Origin of the sequence: Streptomyces sp. NBC_01197 (assembly GCF_036010505.1) — a bacterium.
GTDB lineage: Bacteria > Actinomycetota > Actinomycetes > Streptomycetales > Streptomycetaceae > Streptomyces.
Map to the genome: position 1 here is coordinate 1,545,271 of NZ_CP108569.1, position 26,056 is coordinate 1,571,326.

Genomic DNA, 26,056 nt, shown 5'->3' on the forward strand with positions numbered 1-26,056 from the left:
CCATCGGCAGCCGGACAGCGCAGCCGCAGGGAGCGGCGGGCGGCAGCCCGTGAAGCGTGGGGGGACTGACGTCACGGCTCAGGCCGGCCCGTCCGCGAGAGGCTCCGTCATCGCGACGGCCGGCCCCAGGCGCCGCGCGTCGTGTTCGGGCCGGATCACGGCGATGGCCACCGCTCCGGCGACGAACATGACGCCCGCGGTGAGGAGAAACGCGGTGCGATAGCCCGCCTGTTGGGTCGCCGCCGCGTCGATGAGGTGGCCGGTGACGGCGGGAACGACGAGGCCGGGAAGGGTGCCGGTGGCGGCGACGATGCCGAACACCGCGCCTCGCTGGGAGGTGGGGACGGCCTCGGCCGTGGTCATGTAGTGCAGGGGAACAGCTACGGAGGCACAGGCGAAGGCCACGCCGATGAGCAGGACGCGGGGGCCCTGGGCGTCGATCAGGGGGAAGCCCGCCATGGCCACCGCCGCGACGCACACGGCGGCGCCCTGCAGCCCACCGCACGACCAACGGCTGGAAACACCACGGGATTTGAGCAAGTCCACGAGCGGGGAGACCGTCAGCAGGAGGACGAGACTGAAGGCGGCGACGACGCTGATGGTGGTCGCGGCTTTCCCCGGCGTCATGCCGAGCTGTGTCCGGAGGTAGGCGGGCAGCCACGCCTGGCTCAGGGACAGCGCCCAGGAGGCTCCGAAGGCGCTGGATATGCTCCCCAGCACCGTGCCGCTGAGCAGCAGTCTGCGGTAGGGCAGCCGGTCGGAGGCCCGTGGCGCGGCGGGACCGTGAGGCGGCCGGCGAACGTCGTCGTACGGACCGTCATGTCCGCCCCTCCACCACACCAGGCTCCAGACCGCGCTGGTCACGCCGAGGGCGGCGAAGGCCGAACGCCAGCCGAAGGCACTGATGAGCCAGGTGACCACCGGTGCGGCGACCAGGGTACCCAGGGCCGCCCCGCCGATCTGCAGCGCCGAGGGCAGCCCGCGCCGCTCGGGCGGGAACCACTTGTACAGGGCGTGCATGGACATCGAGGCGGCGGGCCCTTCGGCTGCGCCGAGCAGCAGGCGGCCGGCGACGAGGGTGGGGACCGTGGCCACGACGAGGACCGGGAGCTGGGCCACCGCCCACAGCAGCCCCATGGCGAACAGCAGCAGCCGGCTGGCCAGGCGCGAGGAGAAGAACCCGACGACCAGGCCGGAGAGGCTGAACAGCAGGAAGAAGGAGCTGGAGACCAGCCCGTAGGTGCTGTTGCTGATGTGCAGTTCGTCCATCACCGGGACGGCGGCCAGGCCCAGGACCGACTTGTCGGCGAAGTTGACGACCATGAAGGCCACGATCAGGGCCGTGACCAGCCAGGCGCGGCGGCGGTCGTAGGAGGGTGCGGGAGGTGGCGCTGTGCGGCCGTCGGTGTCTTCCTCGGCAGCGGGCCGGGGTTGAGGGCGGGGCCGGGGCCGTGATCTGGGTCGGGGTGCCAAGAGTGACTCCTGCGGGTTCGATGAAGAGCAGGGAGGCCGGGGTGCCGGGCAGTTGCGTGCCCAGCGCGCATCTGCCCGGCCGGCGGGCTGCCGCTCAGCTCAGCGACTTGGCGATCGCGTTCTTGTGGATCTCGCTGGTGCCGGTGACGACGCGGAACATGCGCAGCGTCCGGAAGATCTGTTCGACCTCGTGGCCGCGAGTGAGTCCGGTCTTGCCGTGGATCTGTACGGCCTGGTCGGCGACGCGGAAACAGGACTCGGCGGTGAGCAGCTTGCACATGTTGGCCTCGACGCTGATGTTCGCCCCCTGGTCGGCGCGGGCTGCCGTGGCCATGACCGCGGAGCGGGCGGCGTAGATGTCGGTGGCCATGTCGGCGAGCTTGTGCTGGATGGCCTGGAGGGCGAGCAGCGGCTGCCCGAAGGCGATGCGGCTCTTGGAGTACTCCACGGACAGGTCCCAGGCGCGCCGCGCCGCACCGATGAGGGATGGACAGTGCAGGAGGCGGTTGAGGGTGATGCGCCCGATGCCGATGCGCAGTCCCTGACCGATCTCGCCCAGGAGGTTCGCGGCGGGAACACGGCAGCCGTCGAAGTCCAGGTCTCCTTCCATCTGCTGTCCTGACATGGGGACTTCGCCGGCCAGGACCCGGCAGCCGGGGCTGTCGAGGTCGACGAGGAACGCGCTGTACGCCTCCTCCGTACCGGCCATGCGGGCGACGACGACGGCGAAGTCGGCGAAGGGGGCGGCCGAGCTGAATACCTTCCGGCCGGTGAGGACGTAGGAATCGCCGTCGGGTGTGGCGGTGGTGGTCATGCGCCGTACGTCCGATCCCGCGTCCTGCTCGGTGATGGAGAAGCAGCAGGCACGTTCGCCCCGGATGACGGGGAGCAGGTAGCGCTCAAGCTGGTACTCGGTCGCGTACTTGACGATGGAGCCGGCGCGCAGCGGTCCGCCCATGTCGCCGAGGACCGAGTGGGACAACACGGCGCCGGACGCGGTCAACTCCTCCTTCAGCGCGCAGAGTTCGACCAGGCTCAGCCCCTGGCCGCCCAGCTCGGTGGGCAGGCTGACGCCGTAGAAGCCGAGCTCGCGGCTGCGTTTCCAGACGTGTTCGAGAGTCGGCCGGTCCAGTTTGGTCTCCGGGGTCAGGCCCCGCTCGCGCTCGTACGGGATGAGCTCCTCGTGGAGGTAGCGGCGCAGGTCGGCGACCAGTGTCCGAAGGCGCGGGTTGTCGTCGTAGGAGGGTTCGAGGGTGAAGGGCATGGGGTGGCTCCTCTTCAGCGGGGATCGGCGGGCTTCGCGGGGCGGGCGGCGGCAGGCCTCAGTGGACGCGGCGCGCGGCGCCCGCCCAGTAGGGCTCGCGGATCGCACGGCGGTCGACCTTGCCGTTGGGGTTGTGGGGCAGCGCGGCGACGAAGTCGACCGAGCGGGGCTTCTTCATGCCGGCCAGGTGTTCGGCGCAGAACTCGGTGAGCCCGGCCTCGGTCAGCGTGCTGCCTTCGCGCCGCACGACGACGGCCTTGACCGCCTCGCCCCACCGGTCGTCCGGGACGCCGACGACGGCGGCCGCGTACACCTCCGGATGCTGGTGCAGGACGGACTCGACCTCGACGGCGTAGATGTTGAAACCGCCGGAGATGATCATGTCCTTCTTGCGGTCGACGATGAAGACGTAGCCGTCCGCGCGGCGGCGCGCCAGGTCGCCGGTGAGGAACCAGCCGTCGCGGAAGGAGGCGGCGGTGAGGTCCGGTTCGTTGAAGTACCCGGGTACGACGTCGGGGCCCCGTACGGCTATCTCCCCGATCTCGCCGTCCGGCACCGGAACCCCGTGCTCGTCCACGACCGCGACCTCGGCCTCGGCCCGCGGCCGGCCGCAGGAGAGGAGCAGTTCCTCGTCCTCGCCCTCGATGGCGCGCCGGTGGTCCTCCGTCGACAGGAACAGCACACCCGATGTGGTCTCCCCGCAGCCGTACCCCTGGGAGAGCACCGGGCCGAACAACTCCCAGGCCTCGCGGATGCGCTGGGGCGACATCGGCGCGGCCCCGTAGATCAGCTGGCGCAGCGTGGAGACGTCGTAGGAGCGGGCGTCCGGCAGCGCGAGCACGGTGTTGACCATGGTCGGGACGACGAACGCGTGTGTCGCGCTCTCCCGTTGGACGGTGGCGAGGAAGACCTCGGCGTCCCAGCCCGGCAGCACCACCGCGCACCCGCCCGCGAAGAAGATGCCGAGCAGCGGCATACCCGAGGCGTGGGTCACGGGCCCGGCCAGGATCTGCCGGTCACCGGGGCCGACACGGGTGTCCGGGCCCATCACCGTCTTGCGCATCACCGCGGCGCGGTTGCCGTACGTCTGGATCGCGGCCTTGAGCTTGCCCGTCGAGCCGGAGGTGAAGTGAAGGACGGCGGGGTCGCCGTCGTCGCAGTCGGTGTCGACAGGCTCGGGGGTGGTGTCGGCGAGGAGGCCGGCGTAGCCGGGGCCGAGGTCGCTCCGCCCGTCGTAGCCGATCACCGTCCGCACCGCGCTGCCGGGCACCGCGTGCCGCGCCGCGTCCAGGTGGGCGGCGTCGGCGAGGAGGACGCGCGCCCCCGACTCGCGCAGCAGATGGGCCACTTCCCGCTCGCCGAGCCGGGCGTTGACCGGGGCGCGCACCAGCGCCGCCTTGTAGAGGGCCATCTCCGTGACGACGAGTTCCGCGCGGTTGGCCGCCAGGGTCGCCACACAGTCGCCCTTGCGGAGGCCCAGGCCGTGCAGGGCGGTGGCCAGCCGGTCGCTCTGCTCGTCGAGGTCCGCGTACGTGAGCCGGGCCGCCCCGCAGACCACCGCTTCGGCGCCGGGCTGATGGCTGGTCGTCCTGCGTAGATACCGTCCGAGGTTCATCGCGCTCCATCACCAGTTCCTGGGCAATCGTTCCTGAACACTCTGTCCGGAAACAATCTTGGTGTATGAGAACGTAAATGCAGCGTTAGTGTCAGGTCAACGGTTCGCACGAAGAGGAAATAATCCGGCCATGAAGCCCGCAGCCCCGAAACCCGCCGAGGACCGCCGCGTCCGCCGCACCCGCCACGCACTGCGCTCGGCTCTCGTCGGTCTCGTCCTGGACCACGGATTCCACTCGATCACCGTGGAGGAGCTCACCGAGCGCGCCGACGTCGCCCGCGCCACCTTCTACGCCCACTACCGCGACAAGGAGGACCTGCTCGTCGACGTCGTACGGGAACTCGCCGCGGACCGGGAACGGCTACTGCCCGCCATCGAACAGGCCCAGGCCCAGGGCTTCACCGGCCTGCCGGTTCTGTACATCTTCCAGCACGCGGAACAGGAGAAGCCCGTCTACCAGGTCATCCTCCGGGGCGAGGGGGACGGCCGGGCGCTGCGGGAGTTCACCGAGATCACCTGCAACCGCGTCGAGCGCCTCTTCCGCGAACGCGCCGGAGAGCTCGGCGTCACCCCGCGCATCCCCTTCGACGTCATCGCGCGGGCATGGACGGGCGAGCTCATCGGGATGCTGACCTGGTGGGTGGAGAACGACACGGGATACAGCGCCGCCGAGATCACCGGGCATCTGCGGGACCTGTCCGTGTACGGGCGGGTGTGGGCCTCGGGACTGGCCCCGTCGGACGCACCGGGAGCCGTCGACAGCACACCCTGACCGTCCTCATCGCGCCGACTACTTCACATTTATCAGACACTTTGTATGGTAACTATCGGTACTTCAGACCGATAGGAGTGAGCGCATGACGCAGCCGGTGGAGATGTCCTCGTTGGCGGACCTCGTCTGGGCACGAGGTTTCACGGATCCGGCGTGGGTGCGCCGGCACAATGCCGCAGGCCGTGAGACGGTGCCCAGCCGCCGCGTCTGGCGTGGCCGGGGCCGGCCCCTTGAACTGCCCGTGGCAGAGCGGGACTCCGGCATCGGCAGTCTCCGGCTCACCACGCCGGACGGCCGCGAGATCCCACTCCCCGAGGTGTTCGCCGCGGCCGAGACGGATGCCTTCGTCGTCCTCCACCGGGGCACCGTCGTCCACGAGACCTACCTGCACGGCTACGAGGCCCACGTGCCGCACTTCAACGCCTCGGCGGCGAAGTCGTACATAGGCTTGCTTGCCGCGGTACTCGCACACGAGGGACTGCTCGACCGGACGGCCCGGGTCACCACGTACGTCCCCGAACTGGCGGGCACCGCCTTCGGCGAGGCCGAGGTCGGCCACCTGCTCCACATGGGCACGCAGATGAGCTACGCGGGCCGCCCCTACGACAAGGGGCTCGAAGCCCAGCGTTACGCCGCCATTCTCGCCCCGCGACTGCGCCCGTACGGCTACACGGGCCCGGCGACCATCCGCGAACACCTCGCCACCGCACGGACGACCGGCGCCCCCGGCAGCGGGTTCCGCTACGAGAACGGCAATGTGGAGGCGCTCGCCGAAGTCCTGCGCCGGATCACCGGAACGACCACCTCCGCGTTGCTGTCCGAACTCCTCTGGTCCCGCATCGGGGCGGAGGAGGACGCCTTCTACATCCTGGACTCCGAAGGCGCCGAGGCCGCCTGCGGCGGTTTCAGTGCGACGGCGCGGGACGTGGCCAGGCTAGGCGAGATGATCCGCTGCGGCGGCGCGGCCGGCGACCGGCAGGTGGTGCCGGAATCCGTCGCCGCCGCCATCACCACCTCGGTCCCGGAGTACACCCGGCGCGTCCGCTTCCCCGCCGCCCCCGCGACCACGCCCGCAACCCTCTCGTACCACGACCTGTGGTGGATCCCGAACGACCCGCACGGCTCCTTCATGGCCAGCGGCATCCACGGCCAGCGCCTGTTCGTCTCACCCGGACTCGACCTCGTCATCGTGCACTTCGCCTCACAGGTCATGTCACCCGCGGTGCCACAAGTCCCCCTGATCGAGGCGTTCCTGCTGGTGGGCGCCCACCTCAACGGCGCGCGCCCCAACAGCTGAAGGCAGCCCGGCCACCCTGGTAGCCGAGTTCCGCCGAGCGGCCCCGGCTACCAGGGGGCGATCGGCTGCACTCCCACCCGGCGCCCCTCCGCGTCGAGCAGATGGCCCATGCGTTTGACCGTGTGCAGGCCGACGATGCGGTCGGTCACCGTGAGGGTGGGCAGCCGGGCGCACAGGGCGGTCTCACGGCGCTGGATGTCACCGAGGTCGTGCACCCAGAGCGTGGCGAAGATGTTCGCGGGGCCGGTCACGGCCGCCACCAGGCGGCATTCCGGCAGGGCGACCAGGGTGCGGTGGACGGTGCCGATGTCGCACGCGGGCACCTGGCCGAGCAGCGAGACCGGGACCGGGTGCCCGGCCGGCGCGGATGCGATGTCGCAGCGGAATGTCAGGACCGACGAGTCCGTGAGGCGGCGCACGCGGCGGCGGACGGTGGCCGGGCTGGTGTCCGTGCGCCCGGCGAGTTCGGCCAGGCCGAGCCGGCCGTCGCGGACCAGCTCGTCGAGCAGGGCCCGGTCGACGGCGTCGAGTGCGAGCGTACGGGCGTGCTCCCCCACCGCCGCCGGGCTGCCGAGCGCCGTCAGCTGGGCGGGGGCCAGGGAGCGCAGCCGCCAGCGGCTGCCCTCGACGTAGAGCTCCGTGGTGAACAGGCAGGTCACCGATGTGATGCCCGGCATCGGGTCCAGCTTCTCGCTGAGGAACCGGTTGAGCGCCGTCAGATCCGGGGCGAGCACGTCGATGAGCAGATCGGCGGTGCCGTGGCCGGTCAGCTCGATCGTCACGGCCTCCGGGAGCGCGCTCAGCTCCGCCATCAGCCGGGACCGGTCCTTGGGAAGGCAGCGCAGCAGGACGAAGGCCGAGCAGCGGTTACGGGAGAACTCGCGGCCCGGCGCCGCGTACACCCAGGCGAGCCCCTCCCCGGTGAGCCGCTCCCAGCGCCGGGCCAGCGTGCCCGCGGTCACACCGAGCAGCGGCGCCAGTTCCGACCAGGAGGCTCTGGGCCGCAGCTGGAGGGCGTTCACCAGGGCGAGGTCGAGTTCGCTCGTGGTGACCGTTTCTCGCATGACAAGGCCTCCGTATGGACGAATCCATGAATATTTGAGGTCGTTCGCGCCTCGGCCCGCACAGTAGCGGCGACATCCGGTTCCGGCCACCAATGATCCACCGGCCCCAGTCATCCAGAGGTGAAGCTGTGCTTCCACGTATATCGGGAACGGGACACGGACCCGGAGCGCTGAGTTCCGGACGCGGCATGCTCACGACGATGGCGTTCGTGATCCTGCTGAGCGGCATCGCCCAGGGCTATCTGACGCCGCTGCTGCCCGCGGTGGGCCTCAGTCTGCACATCAGCACCGTCGGGCAGAACAACATCTATCTGCTGTCCCAGGTGGCCTTCGCGGTGATGACGCCGCTGCTCTCGCGCCTCGGCGACCTGTACGGGCACCGCAGGCTCCTGCGGGTGTCCATCGCGATGGTGGCGGGCGGCTCGCTGCTGATCGCCGTACGTCCGTCCACCGTGACACTGGCCGTCGGGGTCGTGCTCCAGGGCGCCGTCGTCGGCTTCTTCCCGCTGCTCGTGGGCATCCTGCGCTCCCGCGCACCCGAGCGGAACCGCAGCGGGATCTCCCTCCTCGTGGGGGTCCTGCTCCTGTCGATCGGCGTGGGCGGCCTGGTGGCGGGCGCGCTCAGCGAGCGGCACGCAGAGGCCGGGCTGTGGACGGCCGTTCCGGTCGCCGTCCTCGCCGTGGTGGCGGGCATCGTGCTGCCCCCCAGCGACGCACCGCGCGGCGGCCGCTTCCACTACGGGGCGGCCGTGCTGCTCACCGCGGGTCTGGTGGCGCTCGTCCTGGTCCTCGCGCAGGGCAGTGCATGGGGCTGGGGAGCACCCCGTACGCTCGCTCTCGCCGTCGCGGCCGTCGTCCTCCTCGCGATCTGGGTGACGGTCGAGCGGCGCTCGGCGAACCCGCTGGTCAGCGTACGGATGCTGAGCAATCCGCGGCTCGCGGTGGTCAGTTGCTTCACCTTCTGCGCCTCCTTCGGCACGATCGGCTTCCTCGGCGCCAACGCCCTCTTCCTGGGCGCTTCGCGGTCCGCGACCGGTTACGGCATGGACCTGGGGCCGCAGGCCATCGCCACGATCTCGCTCGCCATGGTGACCGCCGGATTCGCCGGATCCGCGCTGACCCCGCGCCTCACCCGGCGGCTCGGTGACCGCGCCGTGCTCGCGTCGGCCGGGGGCCTCGTCGCCCTGGGCTTCCTTGGGATGATCCTCTTCCACGGCACCCTCACCCAGTACGTGGTCTGCGCCCTGGTGGTGGGGCTCGCCACCGGACTCTTCGAGTCGATCACGCGGACCCTGTCCGCCGAGGCCGTCGCGGAACAGGAGACGGCCCTGGCCGTCGGCCTCAACGAACTGGCCCTGTCCCTCGGCGCGGCCATCGGCGCCGCCGTGATCGGCGCGTTCTTCGCGGCCCACGTCAAGGCCGGCTCCACCCACATCGCCGAGTCCGGCTACCTCTGGGGCTGGGGCGCGTGCGCCGTCATCGCCCTCGCCGGCACGGCACTGGCGCTGCGCTACCGCAGCCCGCGAGAGACGAACCCGGCGCACGGACAGCACCTGGCACAGAGCGGAGAACTCACATGACGGACACCCCGGACGTACGCAGGACCGTGGCCGAGGCGGTCGGCTCCTGGAGCGAGCAGCTCGTGGCCCTCAGCCACGGACTGCACGACGAACCCGAGACCGCTCTCCAGGAGCACCGCGCCGCCGCCAGGATCGGGGACCTGCTCGAGACGGCGGGCTTCACGGTCACCCGGGGGGTCGCGGACCTCCCCACGGCCATCGTCGCCACGTGCGGGACCGGCGACCTCGTCATCGGGTACTGCGCCGAGTACGACGCTCTGCCCGGCATCGGCCACGCCTGCGGGCACAACGTCAACGGCGCCTCGGCCGTCGGCGCCGCGCTCGGCCTCGCCGCCGTCGCGGATGAACTCGGCCTGACGGTCAAGCTGATCGGCACACCCGCCGAGGAGGACATCGGCGGGAAGGTCCTCCTCCTCGACGCCGGGGTCTTCGACGACGTGGCCGCGGCGATGATGGTCCACGCCGCCCCCGAGGACAGCGTCGGCGCCTCCTCGCTGGCCATCGGCTCCTGGGACATCACATACCGGGGCAAGCCGTCGCACGCCGCGCTCGCCCCCTGGGAAGGGGTCAACGCCCTCGACGCGATGACCGTCGCGCAGACTGCCGTCGGGCTGCTCCGCCAGCAGTTGCCACCCGGTGTGGTGGTCCACGGCATCGTCACCGACGGCGGCCAGGCCGTGAACGTCATACCGGCCCGCACCCGCGCGCGCTGGGAGGTCAGGGCCCTGACGGTGGAACAGCTCGCCGAGGCGTGGCAGCGGGTACGGGCCTGCTTCGAGGCCGGGGCCCTCGCCACCGGAGCCGAGCTCGAAGTGGCGCCGCACGGACGGGACTTCGCCGATATGCGGCAGGACGCCGACATGACGCAGGCGTACGTGGAGGCCCTCGGCGAGGTGGGCCGCACGGCGACGCTGCGGCACGGCGAGTCGATGGCGTCGACCGACATGGGCAACGTCTCGCGGCGCGTCCCCACGATCCACCCGACGATCGGCTACGACACGGGCGGCGCCAGACAGCACACCCCCGAGTTCACCGCGTACGGCAAGAGCCCGGGCGCCGACCGGGCGGTACTGGACGGCGCCACGGCCCTGGCCCTGACGGGCGCCGCTCTGGCGGCGTCGCCGGCCCGCCGGAACCGGCTGCTGGACGGGGTACGGGAGCGGCAGCCGGGCCACCGATGAATCTCACGCAGTCCTGATGCGGCCCGTTCCCGCCGGGTGAGAAGCGTAGTTCGGGGGGGTCAGGCCGCGCGTCGCTGCCGCACGGCGTTGATCCGGCGCATCCCTGCGAAGACCGGCAGGACGGCCGCCACCAGCACCTGCAGGGTGCAGCCGGTGACCATCAGCGACTCGCCGCCCGCGATACCGGTGGCCCAGGCCACCAGGCACCCGATGTTGGCCGATCCCCACACGATGGTGGCCACCGCCAGCTTGCCGGTGGGCTTCGGGTACTCGACCCGGCTCACCATCAGCCAGGCGACGCCCAGGACGGCGAGCAGGGTCGGCACGAACGGCAGTTGGAGCAGGACGATCGAGACCACGGTGAGGGCGGCGAAGGGAATCGGCATGCCCTGGAACATGCCGTCCTGCATCGTGGTGCAGGAGAACCGCGCCAGCCGCAGCAGCCCGGCCAGCAGCACGGCGAGGCCGGCCATGACGACGAGGGCCGGGTAGCCGGTGCCGCTGACCAGCCCCCAGACGACGACGAAGTAGGCGGGCGCGAGACCGAAACTGATCAGGTCGGAGAGGTTGTCGAGCTCGGCCCCCATGCCGGAGCTGCGGAACCGGCGTGCGACCAGCCCGTCGCACAGGTCGAACAGAGAGGCCATCAACATGAGCAGGACCGCGGTGGCACCGGCCTGCCGTACCTGTGCCACTCCCTGGCCCGGTCCGTCACTGAGGTAGGGGACCAGGACGTTGGTCGTGATGAAGTACACCGAGGCGAAGCCGCAGACCGCGTTACCGAGGGTCAGCACATCGGCGATCGACAGCCGCGTGGGGGACACAGTGCTCTGAGCGTGCCGAGCGGGCTCGGCGGGCTCCTCTGTTGTCCATGGCCCCGGAAGCTCGGAATCGGTAACGCTCAACGCTCTCTCTCCTTGGACTCTCTGGCTGGGACGGAGCCGACCGCCCGGATGGTCGCAGCCCGGCGGCGGCGCCGGTGGCCTGGACGGTCGAAGACCTGACCGTACAGCCGGGCAGCGCCGTCGGCCCAATGCGCCGCTGAGATCGGGATCTCGGTCAACCGGTCCGTGTGCTGCGGGGATTGGCCCCTCAGGGCCGCACCGTACGCGCCGTCCAGCGCGCGTCACCGTGCCGCTCGGCGTTTTGAGCTCCACCTCATGACGGCCCGTCATAACGCGCTGGACGGCACCACGTCCAGCTGGTGCACTTGATGCCCGTTGGCGTATCTCATACGCTGTGTGTACGTGGTACGCCATGCGTGCGACGTACACACCAAAGGGGGAGAGCGATGAACATCAACGCCAAGGCGGGGACCAAGGAGTGGGTGGGCCTCGCGGTCCTCACACTCGGGTCGCTGTTGATCATGCTGGACATCGGCGTGCTGAACTTCGCCGTGCCGGCCATGAGCGCCGATCTCCGCCCCAGCGCCCCCGAGTTGCTGTGGATCATGGATGTCTACCCGTTCGCACTTGCCGGGTTGCTCATTCCAATGGGGTGGGTGGGCGACAAGATCGGCCGGCGCAAGCTCCTGATCACAGGTGCGCTGCTGTTCGGTGCCGCCTCGGCCTGCGCGGCCATGGCGACCACCCCCGAGGCCCTGATCGCCTCCCGGGCCCTGCTCGGTGTGGCGGCCGCGCCGGTGACACCCACCGTGCTCGGCATGATCCGCGTCATGTTCAACGACGCCGACCAGCGCAAGACCGCCATCGCGGCCTGGACCGGCGTGCTCACCAGCAGCACCGCGTTCGGCCCCGTCATCGGCGGCCTGCTGCTCAACCACTTCTGGTGGGGCTCGGTCTTCCTCATCAACATCCCGGTCATAGTCCTGCTGGTGGTGCTCGCGCCGTTCCTGCTCCCCGAGCACCGTGACCCGTCGCGCGGCAAGTTGGACGTGACCGGTGCCGTGCTCTCCTTCGCTGCGATCCTCACGGTGGTGTACGGCGTCAAGGAGTTCGCCGTGAACGGCTACAGCCTGATCGCGGTGATCAGCATCGCCGTCGGAGTCGTTCTCGGCTTCCACTTCGTACAGCGCCAGTCCACGGTGGCAAGCCCGTTGCTCGACCTGGAACTCTTCCGCCACCGGGCGTTCAGCGGTTCGGTGACCATCACCCTGATCGTCCACGGCACGCTCATCGGCATCAACCTGCTGGTGAACCAGTACATGATGTCCGTCCTGGGGATGCGCCCCTTCACGGCGGCCCTGTGGTCGCTCGCGGCGTTCCCGGTGGTCGCCATGGCCGCACCGATCACGGCCAAGTACTCACGCCGCGTTCGCCCGGGCAACTTCCTTGCCTGCGGCATGGTGGTCATGGCGGTGGGCTGCGGGCTGCTGTGCTTCGTCCGGACAAAATCCCATCTGCTGTTCGTCATGGCGGGTGTCGCCCTCATCGCGGCCGGTCTGCTGATGGTGAAGGCCCTGGTCGCCGACATCGTCCTGACCGCCGCACCGCCCGAGCGCGCGGGATCGTCCGCGGCGGTGTCGGAGACCGCCAACGAACTGGGCAACGCCCTCGGCTTCGCCACCTTCGGCACCATCGGCCTGGCCGTGTTCCACCACCACATGGCCGACTACACCCCACCGGCCTGTCCAGCAGCGATCTCGACGGGGCCCGGGGCAGCATCGGCGGTACGACGGCGGCGGCCGGCCGGCTGCCAGGCGGGACCGCCGACAAGCTGCTGCACGCCGGTCGTGAAGCCTTCACCCACGGTCTCGACCTGGCGGCGCTGACAGCTGTGTGCGTCCTCGGGGTGGCCGCCGTGATCGTTGCGATCCTGCTGCGCAAGGAGCCGGTCGCCGCTTCCGCACCGGACGAGGCGGCCGAGAGCGTGCCACCTCGGGTCACGGATTCCGCCCGGTAAGGATCAGCACGGCCCGGGCGGTGCCCCGCCCGCGACCGGACGGGACACCCCGGACAGGTAAATTTCAGCCAAGGACGATGGCCATGCAGACTGGAGCCATGGGAGGCGGGACGCCTGCGAAGGCCGCGCCGCCACCGTGTGGTTGCCCCGCACCAACACCTTCCATTCCTCTCCAACCTTCCATTCCTCTCCCTCGAAGGCGAGCATCAGGTGAGCACCGTAGACAGAGGGAGCGCCCTCCCCCCGAGCGTGGCACGGCTCTGGGAGTCCAGGCGCCGTGTGCCCCGGAGCTCCCAGCCCGAGCTGAGCCAGGAGCGGATCGTCGCGGAAGCGGTCAGGTTCGCCGACTCCGAAGGTCTGGCGAAACTTTCCATGGCCCGGCTCGCCGAACGGCTGGGCTGCGCGACCATGTCGCTGTACCGCCATGTGGCGACCAAGGACGACCTGCTGGTCTTCATGCTCGACCACGCCTACGGAAAGCCGCCCTTCCCCGAGGCCCCGGTGGAGAACTGGCGCGCGGGGCTTGAGCGCTGGACGACCGAGCTGCTCGCCGTCTACCGCCGCCACCCCTGGATGCTGCAGATCCCGACGGCCGGCCCGCCGCTGGAGCCGGGACAGCTGTCCTGGATGGAGTGCGGGCTGCAGATGCTACGCAGGACCGGACTCAGCCCCACCGAGAAGTTCTCCGCCGTGCTCCTCATGACCGGCTATGTGCACGCCGGTACGAAGCTCTCCCCGGAAGCCCTGCGGATGCCGGACGGCGACGGGGCCGCGATGCCGCAGTACGGGCGGGTCCTGGCCAAGCTCGTGGACGCGGACCACTTCCCCGTCCTGAGCGAGCTCATCACGGCCGGCGTCATCGACGCCCCCACCGATGAGTTCGCCTTCGGACTCCAGCGTGTTCTCGACGGTGTCGAGGTAATGGTGAACGCGCGCCGGGAGAGCCCGGAGGCCTCCTGACGCGCGTCAGTACTCGTACTCGCACGTCAGGCACTCACACATCAGGCACTCGAGTGCCGGGCTCGGCGCCATGTCAGATCTGTCTGCCAGGCTCCGGTCATGGAGATGACACTGCAACTGACAATCGACTGCGCCGACATACAGAGGCTGGTGGCGTTCTGGAGCGAGGCTCTGGGATACGTACCCGAGCCTCCGCCGGGCGGCCATGCCACATGGCGGGAGTACTGGGCAGCCGCCGTGCCCTAGTGCCGCGGCAGGCTCTAGAAGTCGTGGGCCGGACAGTGGCGGCGGCCGGCGGCTGGGCTCACGTCGTGGTGTCACGTGCGGCCACCACCGCCTCCACCAGGCCCAGCCCCTCGGCGCGGTGTGCCGCGATCGCCTCGAACCAGCCCCGCAGGGCGGATCTGACGTCGTGCACGAACTGCTGCGCGGCCGGGGCGAGCACCCCGGAACGGTGCACGACTCCGAAAGGGGACTCGATCAGAGGGTCGGTCTCGACGACGCAGGCCCCGGCGTCCAACGCGGTCGCGCACATGCGCAACGGCAGAAAGGCCTGGAACCCCGAGCCCAGCACAAAGGCCAACTGCGCCGCCCGGCTGGGGACGTTGGCCCCGACCACCGCATCGATGCCGTGCGCGGCCAGAGCCGTGCGCACCGCGTCGTCCTCGTTGGGGGCGGCCTGCCGGCAGGCCAGCGGCAGATCACCGATCTCCGAGAGTGGAACGCCGCCGCCGCGCGGCGGCCGGCGCCCCCGCGGCCGTACCAGCAGAAGCCGTTGCACGCCCAGCTCGACGAAGTGGAGGTCGCTGCGGAGTTCGGACTCCAGAGTGAAGCCTAGTTCGGCCTGCCCGTCCGCCACCGCCGTGACGAGTTCGTGCCGGGATCCGACCTCGCTGATGTCCAGCCGGACGGCCGGGTACTTGTGGGTGAACCCGCCGGCCCAGGAGGCCACCGCCTCACCCGACATGTCCGGCGTGCACATCACAGTGAGGACTCCTCCGCCGACCTCGCGGGCGCTGCGCATGGCGTCCTGAGCGGCGACCACGTCGTCGAGCACCCGGCGGGCCAGCGGTACCAGCTCCACGCCCGCGGAAGTGGGGACCAGACGGCGGCCGGTGCGGTGGAACAGGGATACCTTCAGTGAGCGTTCCAGGGCACGGATCGAGCTGGAGACGGTGGCCTGGGACAGGTAGAGCCGTTCCGCGGCACGGGCCAGACCGCCGTGCTCCACCACTGCCATGAAGTGCTCAAGCTGTCGCAGTTCCACGGTCCCTCTGCTCTCCCGCTTTCCCGCAGCACGCCCGGGGGCCCTGTGCCCGACCGGTGACCGCCCCTGCGGAAACGTTCTCCCCGCCGGGACGGATCGCTCTCCCGTCAGCCTATGCCGGTGAGGTGCGCCCGCGAGTGACGCGGTAGGTGTCGGGAAGTGCGCCGTCCTTCTCCACCTGCCGGGTCACCGCCCGCCCCAGGTTGCGCTCGTGCACCGGCGATGAGCCCTCGTAGATGCGCAGCGCCCGCACGTCGCGCCACATCCGGGGCACGGGGTGGTCGCCGACGCCTGGCGAAGACCACCAGGTCGTCCGCCCAGTGGGCATTGGTGATGTAGCGCTTGCTGCCGTCGATGACCCAGCCGCCTTCGACCCTGCGCGCGGTCGTGGTCAGCGAGGCGGCGTCCGAGCCCGCCTCGGGCTCGGTCAGGGCGAAGGCGGTGATGTGCTCGCCTGCCGCCATCTTCGGCAGGAGCCCTTCGCGCTGCTCATCGGTGCCGTGGTCGAGGATCGCCTGCGAGCACAGGCCGATCACGGTGGAGAAGCGCGAGCGGTAGACGCACGAGGCGCGGGTGAACAACCGTTCGCCCTGCCAGGGGTAGGTGGGCAGGGAGACGCGGCAGGTCCGCCGGCGCGCGAACTGGGCCGCCCAGTCGGGGTTCCCCCCGGCAGCCCACTCGTGCGCGATGGCCGCGGCGGTGCCTTCCTGCACGGCTGCGCGTTCGGCCTGGGGCACGGAGAGGGCCTGCTCCAACTCTGCGGTCGAAGCCACCACGGCGGCCCACCGGCAGGCCAGCGACCGACGGCCGGCGGCCAGGGTGAAGGCAAGGTCGGCCAGGCCGGTCTCCGATCGGTCGACGAGGAATTCCCGCAGCCGCTCCCTGACCTGCTCCAGTGCTTCCTCGGTCCGTCCGGACAGCAGGACCGCGTAGGGGCCGTCGGAGGCGGCCCCGCCGGTGTCCGGCTGCGGCTCGGGGGCCTGCTCCAGCACGAAGTGGGCGTTGGTGCCGCCCATGCCGAAACAACTCACACCGGCCCGCCTGATCTCCGCCTTCCAGGGCTTGAGTTCGCGGTTGATGTAGAAGGGGGTCGCGCCGAGCTCGATGTGCGGGTTGAGTTCGTCGAACACGGCCATGGGCAGGATCTCACCGTGCTTGAGACACAGGATCGTCTTGAGGAGCCCGGCGATGCCCGAGGCGAAGCAGAAATGGCCGATGTTCGCTTTCACCGAACCCAGCGCAACGTACCCGGTCTTCGAGGTGAACGCCTGGTAGGCGCGGGTGAGGCCCCGGACCTCGATCGGGTCGCCCACGAGCGTGCCGGTGCCATGGCCCTCGAGCAGGCCGATGGACTCGGCCGGAAGGCCGGAGGCCTCCAGAGCGGTGCGGATCACCCTCGCCTGACCCACGACGCTCGGTGCGGAGAAACCCGCTTTTGCACGGCCGTCGTTGTTGACCGCGCTGCCCTTGATCACGGCGTGGATCTGGTCGCCATCGCGCTGGGAGTCCACCAGCCGGCGCAGCACCAGAACGCCGACGCCCTCGACGTAGCCGGAACCCCTGCTGTCGTACGCGCGGGTGCTGCCATCCGCGGACAGGATGAAACCTTCCTGGTGTTCGTACCCCACCGTCTCCGCAGTGCCGATGCTGGCGGCTCCGACGAGCGCCATGCCTGCACGGCCCTCGCGCAGAGCCTCGCAGGCCAGGTGTACGGCGACGGCGGCTGAGGAGCATGCCGACTGGACGTTGACGCTCTCGCCGGTCAGGCCGAGTTTGTAGGAGATCCGGGTCGGCAGGGTGTCCGGGCCGTTGGAGAGCTGGATGAGCATGCGCTCCGCTGCGGAGCGGGGGCCGAACGCGCGTCCCTCGTAGTAGGTGTTGGGGCCGACGGAGGAGTAGACGGCGACATCCTCCGCGATCCGGTACGGGTCGTGGCCCGCGTCCTCCATGGCGTTCCACGCGCACTGCAGGAGGTGCCGGTGCTGCGGATCGAGTACCTCGGCCTCGCGCTTCGGTATGCCGAAGAATTCGGCGTCGAAGTCCTTGACCCCGTCCATGACTCCGCGGGCGTGCACCCAACGGCGGCCGGAATCCCCATCCTCCACAACCCGGGGCGAACCGTGGGTGACGGCCTCTCGGCCCTCACGTATGAGGGACCAGAACGCGTCGATGTCGCGGGCCCCGGGCATGACCGCGGCCATGCCGATGACCGCTATGTCCGGGCGGCCCGTGTTGGCAGGAGTGCTCACTGTTCTACACCTCAGAGTTGGCGATCGCGTCGGCCAGCAGCCGCACGGTGGGGTACTCGAACATCGACACGAGGGGAGCCGGAGGCCGAGTTCCCGCTGGATCCGCTGGTGTGCGCGAGCGATCGAGACGGACGTGCCGCCCAGATCGAAATAGTTGTCGTCGACGCCTACAACGCGGGTCTGCAGCACGTCGGCCCAGATCGCGCTGAGCGTGCTCTCCACGTCTGTGTCCGCGGGGCGGAAGTCGACACCCAGCTCCAGCCGTGTGCCGTCCACGTTGTCGCGCAGCGCGCCACGGTCGGCCTTGCCATTGCCCGTCAGAGGGATCCGGTCCAGACGGAACAGCTCGGAGGGGATCATGTAATCGGGCAGCTGCCGGGCGAGTCGGCCGCGCAGTGCGGCGACGGTGGGTGCGGGCCCGTCCGCGGGAACGATGTATGCGGCCAGTACCCGCTCGGCGCCCTGCTGCCGGTCCACCACTGCGACCTGCTTCACCTCCGGCGCTTCCAGCAGCGCCGACTCGACTTCGGTCAGCTCGACCCGGTTTCCCCGGATCTTGACCTGGCTGTCGATGCGCCCGGTCACCTGGATCAAGCCGCCGGGCAGCACTCGTGCGAGATCCCCGGACTTGTACACCCGTTCGCCCGGCGCACCACCGAAGGGATGGGGGACGAAGGCCTTCTCCGTCAGGTCGGGGCGGTCGTGGTAACCGTGTGCCAGGGCGTCGCCGCCGATGTACAGCTCGCCGAGTTCCCCGTCTGGCAGTTCCTTCCCGTCGGGGCCCACGCCCCAGACCTCGGTGCCGGGGAGCGGGGCTCCCACGGGCGGCGGTGAGTGCACCAGGTCGGAGGCCTCGAATACACGGCAGCAGGTGAACACGCCCGCCTCAGTGGGCCCGTAGCCGTTGGAGAACCGGATGTCCGTCGTATGCATCGCCCGGGCCAGATGCGGTGTCGACACCACTTCGCCGCCCACGATGACCTGGCGCAGCCCGCTTCCCTCGAACAGGCCGCCGTCGACCACCTGGTTGAACACGGTCGGGGTGAGCCACAACGCGGTGACGGCGTGAGCACGCACGGCCTCCATGACCGACTCGGCCGACACTCGGGTGTCCGGGTGGAGCACGAGGTGGCCGCCGTTGGCCAGCGAGCCCCACACCTCCAGCACGTGGGCGTCGAACGAGAGCGGGCAGGTCTGCAGGAAGGTCTCCTGCGGTCCGAAGTCGGCGTAGCCCCCGGGACGGACGACGCGCTCGGCGGCCCGGTGCGGGACGGCGACGCCCTTCGGGGCGCCGGTGGTTCCCGAGGTATAGATGACGTACGCGAGGTTCTCCCCGGTGGGGCGCGGACCGGCGGGGGCGCCGTGTGCCGGGGGGGGGGCGGGTACCCGGCGTCCGCCCTGACTCGCGCACCGTCGAAGCCGGCAAGCCGCTCGTGGGTCGCAGCCGAGGTGAGCACGGTCGCGCACCCCGAGTCGGTGAGAACTGCCGCCACCCGCTGGGCGGGGTCGTCCGTGCGCAACGGGAGGTACGCGCCGCCGGCCTCCAGGATGCCCAGCATGCCGACGATCATGTCGACGGAGCGTTCGACATGGAGGCCGACGACAGTATCGGGGCCGGCACCCCGGCCACGCAGGTGTCCCGCCAACCGCAGTACCCGGGCTTGCAGTTCGGCATACGACAGGGTCCGCCCCGCCTGCGTGATCGCGGGAGCCGCCGGAGTGGCCGCCGCATATGCGGCGAACATGTCGTGCAGGCAGCGTGCAGACGATCCGGTGCGCTGAACCGGCTGCTGGATGTCAACCATTGAGCTACTTCTGTCCGAGAGACCTCGTCACGGGCCCTGTGGATGGACGGGTGACATGCCGTCGCATCCGTCCACCGCACGTACTCAATGCCGCGTCGCCGGCATGATCGGGGACCAAGTACCGGGCCACTCCGACTGCCTGGCGCGGCTCCCCTGGCGGGACCCCTAGGTCCAGGCAAGATCCAAACACACCAGTTCCTCGATGACATTGGACCTACGTACACACCTGCGCATGACACAGGTCACCGCCGGACCACGCTGGTCGTCAACGGTCTCGGTCTCCGGGTGCGGGTTGGTCCATGAGTGCGGGCGACGGCGGCGCCGATATCGCTGAGCACGGCGAAATCGAGGGCGTGCGTCTCCAGCACGTGAGGCGGGAGAGGCACCTCTACCAGTGCTGCGCGCTGTCCTGCTCTGCAGTTTCGGCCATGCCGCGTGGCATGCGCACGCCGCGATGGCGGAGGTCTTCGATGAATCGGGCGGCCAGAACATCGGGCTCAGCGGGGGTCACTGCCGCCAGCTGGCGCACCCAGCGGGGAGTGAACGACCGCACTGCGCCGGGAAAGCCGTCACTGACCGCGCTCACCGGACACACGGCCACCCCGAGCCCGGCCGCGGCCAGCTGGGGGGCCGCCGACGTCACCGATGTCCGCATCACCGTCTCGACCCGGATGCCGGCCCGGGCGAACTGCTGGTCCAGCCAGATCCCCCAACCGTTGTCGGGCGCGAAGTGCACCACCGAAGCACCGTCGAGGTCCTCCACACGCAGAGTCGGCTGCTCGGCCAGCGGATGGCCGGCTTCCGCTGCCAGCACGATCTCCTCCTCGGCCAACGGGATAACGGTGAAGGGGCCCGCCGGCGGCGTCGGCAGCACGGCGACGTCCACCGCATCAGAGGCGATGAGGTGGAGCGCCTCCTGCTCCACGGCGAACTCCTGCACCGTGATCGAGACCCGGGGGTGGACGCGGTGCCAGCTGTGGATGACCGGGGCGAGCAGCGCGACGCTCAGGCTCTGCGCGCAGCCCAGGCGCACCACACCGCCGGCCATCTCGCCTGTCGCGCGCGCCGACCGCACCGCCGCGGCTGCCGCGTCGAGGGCCCGCCGGGCATCCGTGACGGCGGCACGCCCCGCCGGCGTGAGCCTGACACCCCGGTGTTCGCGCCGGACCAGGGGGGTGCGGGCTTCGCGTTCCAGCGCCGCGATCTGATGGGAGACGGCGGGCTGCGAGGAGTGCAACACCAGCGCGGCCTGCGTGATCGAACCCGAGTCCGCGACAGCTACGAGACATTCCAGCGCACGTAGAGAAGGCATTCATAAAATTTATCGCAGACCTCATAACTATGAATGGAGTTGAGGGAAGGGTTGCGGGATGGCGCGTGCTGTACCGGACAACGCTCTTCCACTCCATGTGGCGGAGACCGCGCAGATGACGAAGGAGAACGTGATGGCGCAAGTGTTCGTGACGGGCGGCTCGGGCTTCATCGGCCAAGTGCTGGTGCGACGCCTCACCAGCGAGGGGCACACAGTGCGCGCCCTGGTCCGCAGCGAGAATTCCGCAGCCGCGGTTGACGCGCTCGGGGCTGTGCCGGTGCGCGGTGACCTCACCGAACCGGATGGCTGGCGCGAGGGGCTGGCCGGCAGCGAGGTAATCTTCCACCTCGCCGCGGAGACCGATATCACCGCTGAGCGCGAACGACACGACGCGGTCACCGTCCGCGGCACCAGGGCCGTCGTCGAGGCCGCACGGCAGGCGAACGTCTCCCGGTTCATCCACTGCGGAAGTGAAGCCGCGCTCCTGGCCGGCGACCCGCTGATCGAGGTGGACGAGTCGGAGCCCCTGCGCCCGGACTCCGAAGCCGCCTACTGCGCGGCAAAGGCCGCCGCGGAGAAGATCGTCCTGGACGCGAGCGGGCCCGGCTTCGACACTCTCGCCATCCGCCCCCGCTTCGTCTGGGGCCCCGGCAGCATCCTCATCGAAAGCCTGGTGGCAGCAGCCCGGGCAGGCCAGTTCGCCTGGATCGACGGCGGGCGGCACATCACCGATGTCACTTACGTCGACAACGCCGTCGAGGGCCTGATGCGCGGCTGGCAGCACGGCCGGCCCGCCAACGCCTACTTCGTGACCGACCAGCACCGCGTCGTGCTGCGTGAGTTCCTCCGGCCCCTCTTCGACGCCTACGGCGTCGGCGTGCCGGTCCCGGAGATGGACGCGCAGACCGCAGCGCGCGAAGTCCCTGTGCCCGCCCGGTGGTTCCTCGGCCAGCCGTGCACCCTGCGCGCCGACAAGGCCACCGCACAGCTCGGCTACCGGCCACTGGTCTCACACACCGACGGACTCGACGCCGTAGCGAAGTCCCTCGCCGGCAACGGCGCATGAGCGGCACCCGCCGAGGCGCCGCATCCAGTTCATCCCTGGCACCACAAGGAGCATGACATGAAGATCGTGACTATAGGACGCGGAGCCGTCGGCGCCGGACTGGCCGGTCTGTGGAAGGCCGCCGGGCACCAGGCCGACCTGCTCGGGCGTGAGGGCGGCGACGCCTCGCAGGCGGACGTCGTCCTGGTCGCCGTCCCCGGAGACAAGATCTCACACGCCCTGAGCAAGGTGACGGGCCTGGAGGGAAAGACCGCCATCGACGCGACGAACATCCTCCCCGAGCGCCACGGCGACTTCCCCTCGTACGCCGAGGAAGTGAAGTCCTTCACGCACGGCCCGGTCGCCAAGAGCTTCAACATGAACTTCGCCTCGCTGTATGACGCGGTGCGCGAACAGCGCGCGCGGCCGAGCAACTGGTACGTGGCGGACGACGGGGCCGCCGCCATCACCGAGCAGCTGATCCGTGACGCCGGCTTCGACCCGGTGCGCGTCGGGGACCTCACACGGGCCCGCGACTTCGAGAACGCGGTGTGGCTGCTCATGGGCGTCCAGCCGACCGGAGGCGTCTTCTACCGCTCCGCCGCCCCCGGCGAACTCTGAACCCGACCGCCCCGCAGCGGCGGGCTCCTCCCCGGCCGACGTTCCGCACCGAGAGGAGCGCACCTACTTCTGGAGCGCCTGTGTTCGAAGCAGTCAGGTGGCCTGAGTCGATGGCTCCCAGCCGACCCCCGATTCATTTCACCAACGAAATCGACGTCCCGGCATCCCCGCAGACCGTCTGGTCCCTGCTCACCGACCCGCCCAACTGGCCGCGTTTCCACCCCGGTCACCCGCGTACAACTGCTCGACGGCCACCGTGTCCTGCGACCGGGCACCTCGTTCGAAACCAACCTGGCCGGTCAGGACGTTACAGCGACCGTACGGGGATTCGAGCCGTATGACCGCCTCGCCTGGGGCGGCCATCCTCAAGCCGCGCCGGCGTCCACCGCCTATCACGCTTGGATCCTCACCCCCACCGACCAGGGATGCCACATCTGGACGGAAGAGACGATGCAGGGAACGTTCTGGATCGACCTCGCCAAGAAGGCCCCTGACGCCTTCTGGCGCACTCACGAAGAGCTGCTCGCCAACCTCGCCGCACAGGCCGCAGCGCGCCCCGCCCCCTGAGGGCAGACGCCTTCTTCGCGAACCCGCGCACGCCAGCCGCCAACGAGACCCGGGCCGCGCCTACGGGCCGCCTCACAGCGTCCCCCGACCGCTCCCGCACCAACCAAGCCATGAGAGAGACTGACGATGTACGCGAAGGTGACCTGGCCCACCCAGTACGACCCAAAAATCTCAGCTGTCTACGCACTCAACGACATCAACGTCAAAGCACCGCCCGAGACGGTGTGGAGGCTGCTCGCCGATGCCGAGAACTGGTCCAGTCACTTCCCGCCCGAAGACCAGGTCAAGATCCTCACCCCGGAGACAGAGCTGGCCTTGGGGACCAAGTTCAGCCGGGTGACGGTCGGATTTCCCATGAGCCTGAACGTGACCGAGTTCGAGCCGCACCGCCGGCTCTCGTGGGAGACGGTCGTCGACGGTGACACCACCGCTTCCAGCGCCTACCACGGCTGGGTCATCACGCCCACGGACGAGGGCTGCCACGTCCTGACCGAGGAGACGCAGCAGGGCCCGTTCTTCCTTGAGGAACTCGGGCGCAAAAACCCCGGAGCCCTCTACCGCTACCACCAGGAATGGGTCGAGCGCCTGGCCGAAGCCGCCGAGGCGCAGGCAGCACAACTCCCGCGCCCGGCGAGGTAGAAACCCGGCACAGGCCGACCGACGGCCCCCGCCACACGGTCCATCAGTACCGGCGTGGCGGGTGATCGCTTCCGGTCAGAGCACCAGGCTCACTGGGCTGTCGCGCTCGACGTCCAACTCGGTTACCTGGTCGGACCACGGGTAATGTGATCCTCGCCCTCCCGGGTCTGTCAAACGAGCGGTGTAACTCGGGTTGTTGAGGGTTACTGGCGGGCTGCGGAGAGTCGGCCGTCGAAGGTGATGTCGAAGGCGTTCAAGGCTGTCTTCCAGCGCATGGTCCAGCGGGCTTGGCCCTTGCCGGTCGGGTCGAGCGACATGATTGCCATGTAGACGCATTTCAGTGCGGCCTGCTCGTTGGGGAAGTGGCCGCGGGCTTTCACCGCCCGTGGGATCCGCGCGTTCACGGACTCGATCGCGTTCGTCGTGCAGACGATGCGGCGGATTTCGGTGTCGAAGCGGAGGAGGGGAGTGAACTCCTCCCACGCGTTCTCCCAGAGCCGCACGATCGCCGGATACTTCTTGCCCCACGCGTCGGCGAACTCCGCGAACCGCTCGAGTGCGGCGTCTTCGGTCGACGCGGTGTAGACGGGCTTGAGGAGTTTCGCGATCTTGTCCCAGTCCTGGCGGGCGGCATAGCGGAAGGAGTTCCGCAGCAGGTGGACCACACAGGTCTGCACGACCGTCTGCGGCCAGACGGTCTCGACCGCGTCGGGCAGGCCCTTGAGTCCGTCGCAGACGAGCATAAGGACGTCGTTCACGCCGCGGTTCTTGATCTCGGTGAGGATGTGCATCCAGTGCTTGGCGCCCTCGCCGCCGTCGCCGGCCCACAGCCCGAGAATGTCGCGCCGACCCTCGGTCGTGACCGCCAAGGCCACGTAGATGGGCCGGTTGGCGACCGCGCCGTCGCGGATCTTCACGTGGATGGCGTCGATGAAGACCACCGGGTAGACGGCGTCGAGCGGCCGGTTCTGCCATTCGGCCATGCCCTCGAGAACCTTGTCGGTGATCGTGGAGATCGTCTGACGGGACACGTCGGCGCCGTAGACCTCGGCAAGGTGGGCCTGGACCTCGCCGGTGGTCAGGCCCTTCGCCGCGAGCGAGATGACTATCTCGTCCACGCCGGACAGACGCTTCTGCCGCTTCTTGACGATCTTCGGCTCGAAGGAACCCTCACGGTCGCGGGGCACAGTTATCTCCACCGGGCCGACATCCGTCAGCACGGTCTTGGATCGGGTGCCGTTGCGGGAGTTGCCACCGTTCTTCCCGGCGGGATCGTGTTTGTCATAGCCGAGGTGGTCGGTGATCTCGCCCTCGAGAGCCGACTCCAGGAGCCGCTTGGTCAGCTGCTGGAGCAGCCCGCCCTCGCCGGTCAGCTGAAGGCCCTCGGCCTGAGCCCGGCCCACCAGCTCGTCAATCAACCGGTCGTCCACAGGCTTCGACGGAACCGCCTCAGACGGCTCGGCAGGATCGGCCTCGGTCACGTTGTCGCTGGTCATCGATGCATCTTCCATGATCGGGAGTTACACCGAACGTTTTACAGTCCCGCCCTCCCGCGGCTGGGCTCGGGCCTGCGCTTTCAGGCCAGAGCGTCGAGCGCGGCGAGGATATCTGCCGGTTCCGCCCGCGCGGTGTAGTCGCTCTGTACGAATGCCCAGCGGATGGTGCCGTTCTGGTCGATGACGTACGTGGCGGGCAGCGGCAGGGTGCGGGGGTGGCCGCCGTTGACGCGTTCGAGGTCGAAGCCGAGTTTCTCGTAGACGGCGGCCAGATCGTCGGGCAAGTCGAATGCGAGGCCGTAGGACCTGGCGACGAAGGCGCCGATATCGCTGAGCACGGCGAAATCGAGGGCGTGCTTCTCGGTGAGCGAGAGTGATTCGTCGGGGATCTGCGGGGAGACGGCGACCAGTCGGGCGCCGCGCTCGGTGATGGCGGCGTGGTGCTGCTGGAGTGAGCGCAGTGCGATGTTGCAGTACGGGCACCAGGCCCCGCGGTAGAAGGTCAGCACGACCGGCCCCTGGACTGTCAGTTCGCTCAGGGTGACGGTATCGCCGGTGGCCGTGGGCAGCGTGAAGTCAGGGGCCTTCGCGCCGGCGGTCAGGGCGCGGTCGGTCTGACCGGACATGGCGAGCTCCTCCCCGGCTCGCTGCATGATCTCCCGGACTGCGGCGGGAATCTGCTGCTGGCGGGCTTTGTAGAAGGTGCGCAGTTCGGAGTTGAGCGAGTTGAGCGACATCGGGCCGGCCTCCCGGGTTCGGTGGGACGCGCGGCCCGGGTCCAGGACGGACCTAGACCGCAACTTGGAATGACCGTTTCAGGATAAGGGCATGCAGGGCCTCCTGCCAATCGCGTTGCGCGCCTCGGATTCAGAGCACGGTGAACGGGCGGTGGTCCGCCAGGGCCAGTGCGCGGGTGAACGCTCCGGCCCGGATCGCCCGGCGGGCCAGAAGGCGGCGCACCGGGGAGACTTGCGAGGCGTATGCAGT

Annotated in this window: 20 protein-coding genes and 2 pseudogenes; 11 read left to right on the top strand and 11 right to left on the bottom strand. The window is 69.8% G+C overall.

Annotation, left to right across the window (positions count from 1 at the left end):
* Positions 1-78: 78 nt before the first annotated feature.
* The 3 genes from OG452_RS06950 to OG452_RS06960 form a co-directional block, all read right to left on the bottom strand.
* Positions 79-1,473, bottom strand: a complete 1,395-nt coding sequence (locus OG452_RS06950; RefSeq protein ID WP_327294745.1) for an MFS transporter — start codon at positions 1,471-1,473, stop codon at positions 79-81.
* A gap of 94 nt (positions 1,474-1,567) precedes the next feature.
* A complete protein-coding gene (locus tag OG452_RS06955) occupies positions 1,568-2,737 on the bottom strand; it encodes an acyl-CoA dehydrogenase family protein (protein ID WP_327294746.1) in 1,170 nt (389 codons plus the stop codon).
* A gap of 58 nt (positions 2,738-2,795) precedes the next feature.
* Positions 2,796-4,352: an acyl-CoA synthetase gene (locus OG452_RS06960; protein ID WP_327294747.1), complete on the bottom strand. Its 1,557-nt coding sequence runs from the start codon at positions 4,350-4,352 to the stop codon at positions 2,796-2,798.
* 130 nt (positions 4,353-4,482) lie between these two features.
* On the opposite strand from OG452_RS06960, the gene OG452_RS06965 reads away from it, so the two are divergent.
* Together OG452_RS06965 and OG452_RS06970 are read left to right on the top strand one after the other, a co-directional pair.
* Positions 4,483-5,124 carry a TetR/AcrR family transcriptional regulator gene (locus OG452_RS06965; RefSeq protein ID WP_327294748.1) on the top strand — a complete coding sequence of 214 codons (642 nt, stop codon included), beginning with the start codon at positions 4,483-4,485 and terminating at the stop codon, positions 5,122-5,124.
* An 85-nt stretch (positions 5,125-5,209) separates the two neighbouring features.
* The gene (locus OG452_RS06970) at positions 5,210-6,421 is read left to right on the top strand and encodes a serine hydrolase domain-containing protein (protein ID WP_327294749.1); all 1,212 of its coding nucleotides are present in this window, start codon (positions 5,210-5,212) and stop codon (positions 6,419-6,421) included.
* Between the two features lie 47 nt (positions 6,422-6,468).
* Here the strand turns inward: OG452_RS06970 and OG452_RS06975 are convergent, their stop codons facing one another.
* Positions 6,469-7,485, bottom strand: coding sequence for an Lrp/AsnC family transcriptional regulator (locus OG452_RS06975; protein WP_327294750.1), 1,017 nt, complete (start codon positions 7,483-7,485; stop codon positions 6,469-6,471).
* 200 nt (positions 7,486-7,685) lie between these two features.
* Here OG452_RS06975 and OG452_RS06980 point away from each other — a divergent pair, with 200 nt between their 5' ends.
* Entirely contained in the window at positions 7,686-9,065 is a 1,380-nt protein-coding gene (locus tag OG452_RS06980; RefSeq protein ID WP_327294751.1) for an MFS transporter, read from the top strand.
* Positions 9,062-10,246, top strand: coding sequence for an amidohydrolase (locus tag OG452_RS06985; protein ID WP_327294752.1), 1,185 nt, complete (start codon positions 9,062-9,064; stop codon positions 10,244-10,246). The genes OG452_RS06980 and OG452_RS06985 overlap by 4 nt, the downstream gene beginning before the upstream one ends.
* Positions 10,247-10,305: 59 nt before the next feature.
* Here the strand turns inward: OG452_RS06985 and pssA are convergent, their stop codons facing one another.
* Positions 10,306-11,070, bottom strand: a complete 765-nt coding sequence (gene pssA, locus OG452_RS06990) for a CDP-diacylglycerol--serine O-phosphatidyltransferase (RefSeq protein WP_327294753.1) — start codon at positions 11,068-11,070, stop codon at positions 10,306-10,308.
* Positions 11,071-11,537: 467 nt separating this feature from the next.
* On the opposite strand from pssA, the gene OG452_RS06995 reads away from it, so the two are divergent.
* From OG452_RS06995 to OG452_RS07005, 3 genes and pseudogenes are all read left to right on the top strand, one after another.
* The gene (locus OG452_RS06995) at positions 11,538-12,977 is read left to right on the top strand and encodes an MFS transporter (protein WP_327294754.1); all 1,440 of its coding nucleotides are present in this window, start codon (positions 11,538-11,540) and stop codon (positions 12,975-12,977) included.
* 410 nt (positions 12,978-13,387) lie between these two features.
* The gene (locus OG452_RS07000; protein WP_327294755.1) at positions 13,388-14,068 is read left to right on the top strand and encodes a TetR/AcrR family transcriptional regulator; all 681 of its coding nucleotides are present in this window, start codon (positions 13,388-13,390) and stop codon (positions 14,066-14,068) included.
* A 99-nt stretch (positions 14,069-14,167) separates the two neighbouring features.
* A pseudogene (locus OG452_RS07005) lies at positions 14,168-14,302 on the top strand (VOC family protein); the annotation flags it as partial.
* Between the two features lie 70 nt (positions 14,303-14,372).
* Here OG452_RS07005 and OG452_RS07010 read toward each other — a convergent pair.
* The 4 genes and pseudogenes from OG452_RS07010 to OG452_RS07020 all read right to left on the bottom strand — a co-directional run bounded on the left by OG452_RS07010 (position 14,373) and on the right by OG452_RS07020 (position 20,701).
* Positions 14,373-15,335 (bottom strand): LysR family transcriptional regulator, encoded by a 963-nt coding sequence (locus OG452_RS07010; RefSeq protein WP_327294756.1) that lies wholly within the window; start codon positions 15,333-15,335, stop codon positions 14,373-14,375.
* Between the two features lie 107 nt (positions 15,336-15,442).
* Positions 15,443-19,051, bottom strand: a complete 3,609-nt coding sequence (locus OG452_RS07015) for a beta-ketoacyl synthase N-terminal-like domain-containing protein (RefSeq protein ID WP_327294757.1) — start codon at positions 19,049-19,051, stop codon at positions 15,443-15,445.
* Positions 19,052-19,074: 23 nt separating this feature from the next.
* Positions 19,075-19,389 (bottom strand): annotated as a pseudogene (locus OG452_RS35365) (AMP-binding protein); the annotation flags it as partial.
* Between the two features lie 388 nt (positions 19,390-19,777).
* A complete protein-coding gene (locus tag OG452_RS07020; protein ID WP_327294758.1) occupies positions 19,778-20,701 on the bottom strand; it encodes a LysR family transcriptional regulator in 924 nt (307 codons plus the stop codon).
* Between the two features lie 58 nt (positions 20,702-20,759).
* On the opposite strand from OG452_RS07020, the gene OG452_RS07025 reads away from it, so the two are divergent.
* From OG452_RS07025 to OG452_RS07035, 4 genes are all read left to right on the top strand, one after another.
* Positions 20,760-21,767 (top strand): NAD-dependent epimerase/dehydratase family protein, encoded by a 1,008-nt coding sequence (locus tag OG452_RS07025; RefSeq protein ID WP_327294759.1) that lies wholly within the window; start codon positions 20,760-20,762, stop codon positions 21,765-21,767.
* Positions 21,768-21,824: 57 nt separating this feature from the next.
* Positions 21,825-22,367, top strand: a complete 543-nt coding sequence (locus OG452_RS07030) for an NADPH-dependent F420 reductase (protein WP_327294760.1) — start codon at positions 21,825-21,827, stop codon at positions 22,365-22,367.
* 110 nt (positions 22,368-22,477) lie between these two features.
* A complete protein-coding gene (locus OG452_RS35370; protein WP_405563747.1) occupies positions 22,478-22,708 on the top strand; it encodes an SRPBCC family protein in 231 nt (76 codons plus the stop codon).
* Positions 22,709-23,060: 352 nt separating this feature from the next.
* A complete protein-coding gene (locus OG452_RS07035) occupies positions 23,061-23,573 on the top strand; it encodes an SRPBCC family protein (RefSeq protein ID WP_327294761.1) in 513 nt (170 codons plus the stop codon).
* Between the two features lie 203 nt (positions 23,574-23,776).
* On the opposite strand, the gene OG452_RS07040 is transcribed toward OG452_RS07035, so the two are convergent.
* Positions 23,777-25,069 carry an IS256 family transposase gene (locus OG452_RS07040; RefSeq protein ID WP_327294762.1) on the bottom strand — a complete coding sequence of 431 codons (1,293 nt, stop codon included), beginning with the start codon at positions 25,067-25,069 and terminating at the stop codon, positions 23,777-23,779.
* A gap of 80 nt (positions 25,070-25,149) precedes the next feature.
* Positions 25,150-25,806 (bottom strand): peroxiredoxin-like family protein, encoded by a 657-nt coding sequence (locus OG452_RS07045; protein WP_327294763.1) that lies wholly within the window; start codon positions 25,804-25,806, stop codon positions 25,150-25,152.
* Between the last annotated feature and the right edge of the window lie 250 nt (positions 25,807-26,056).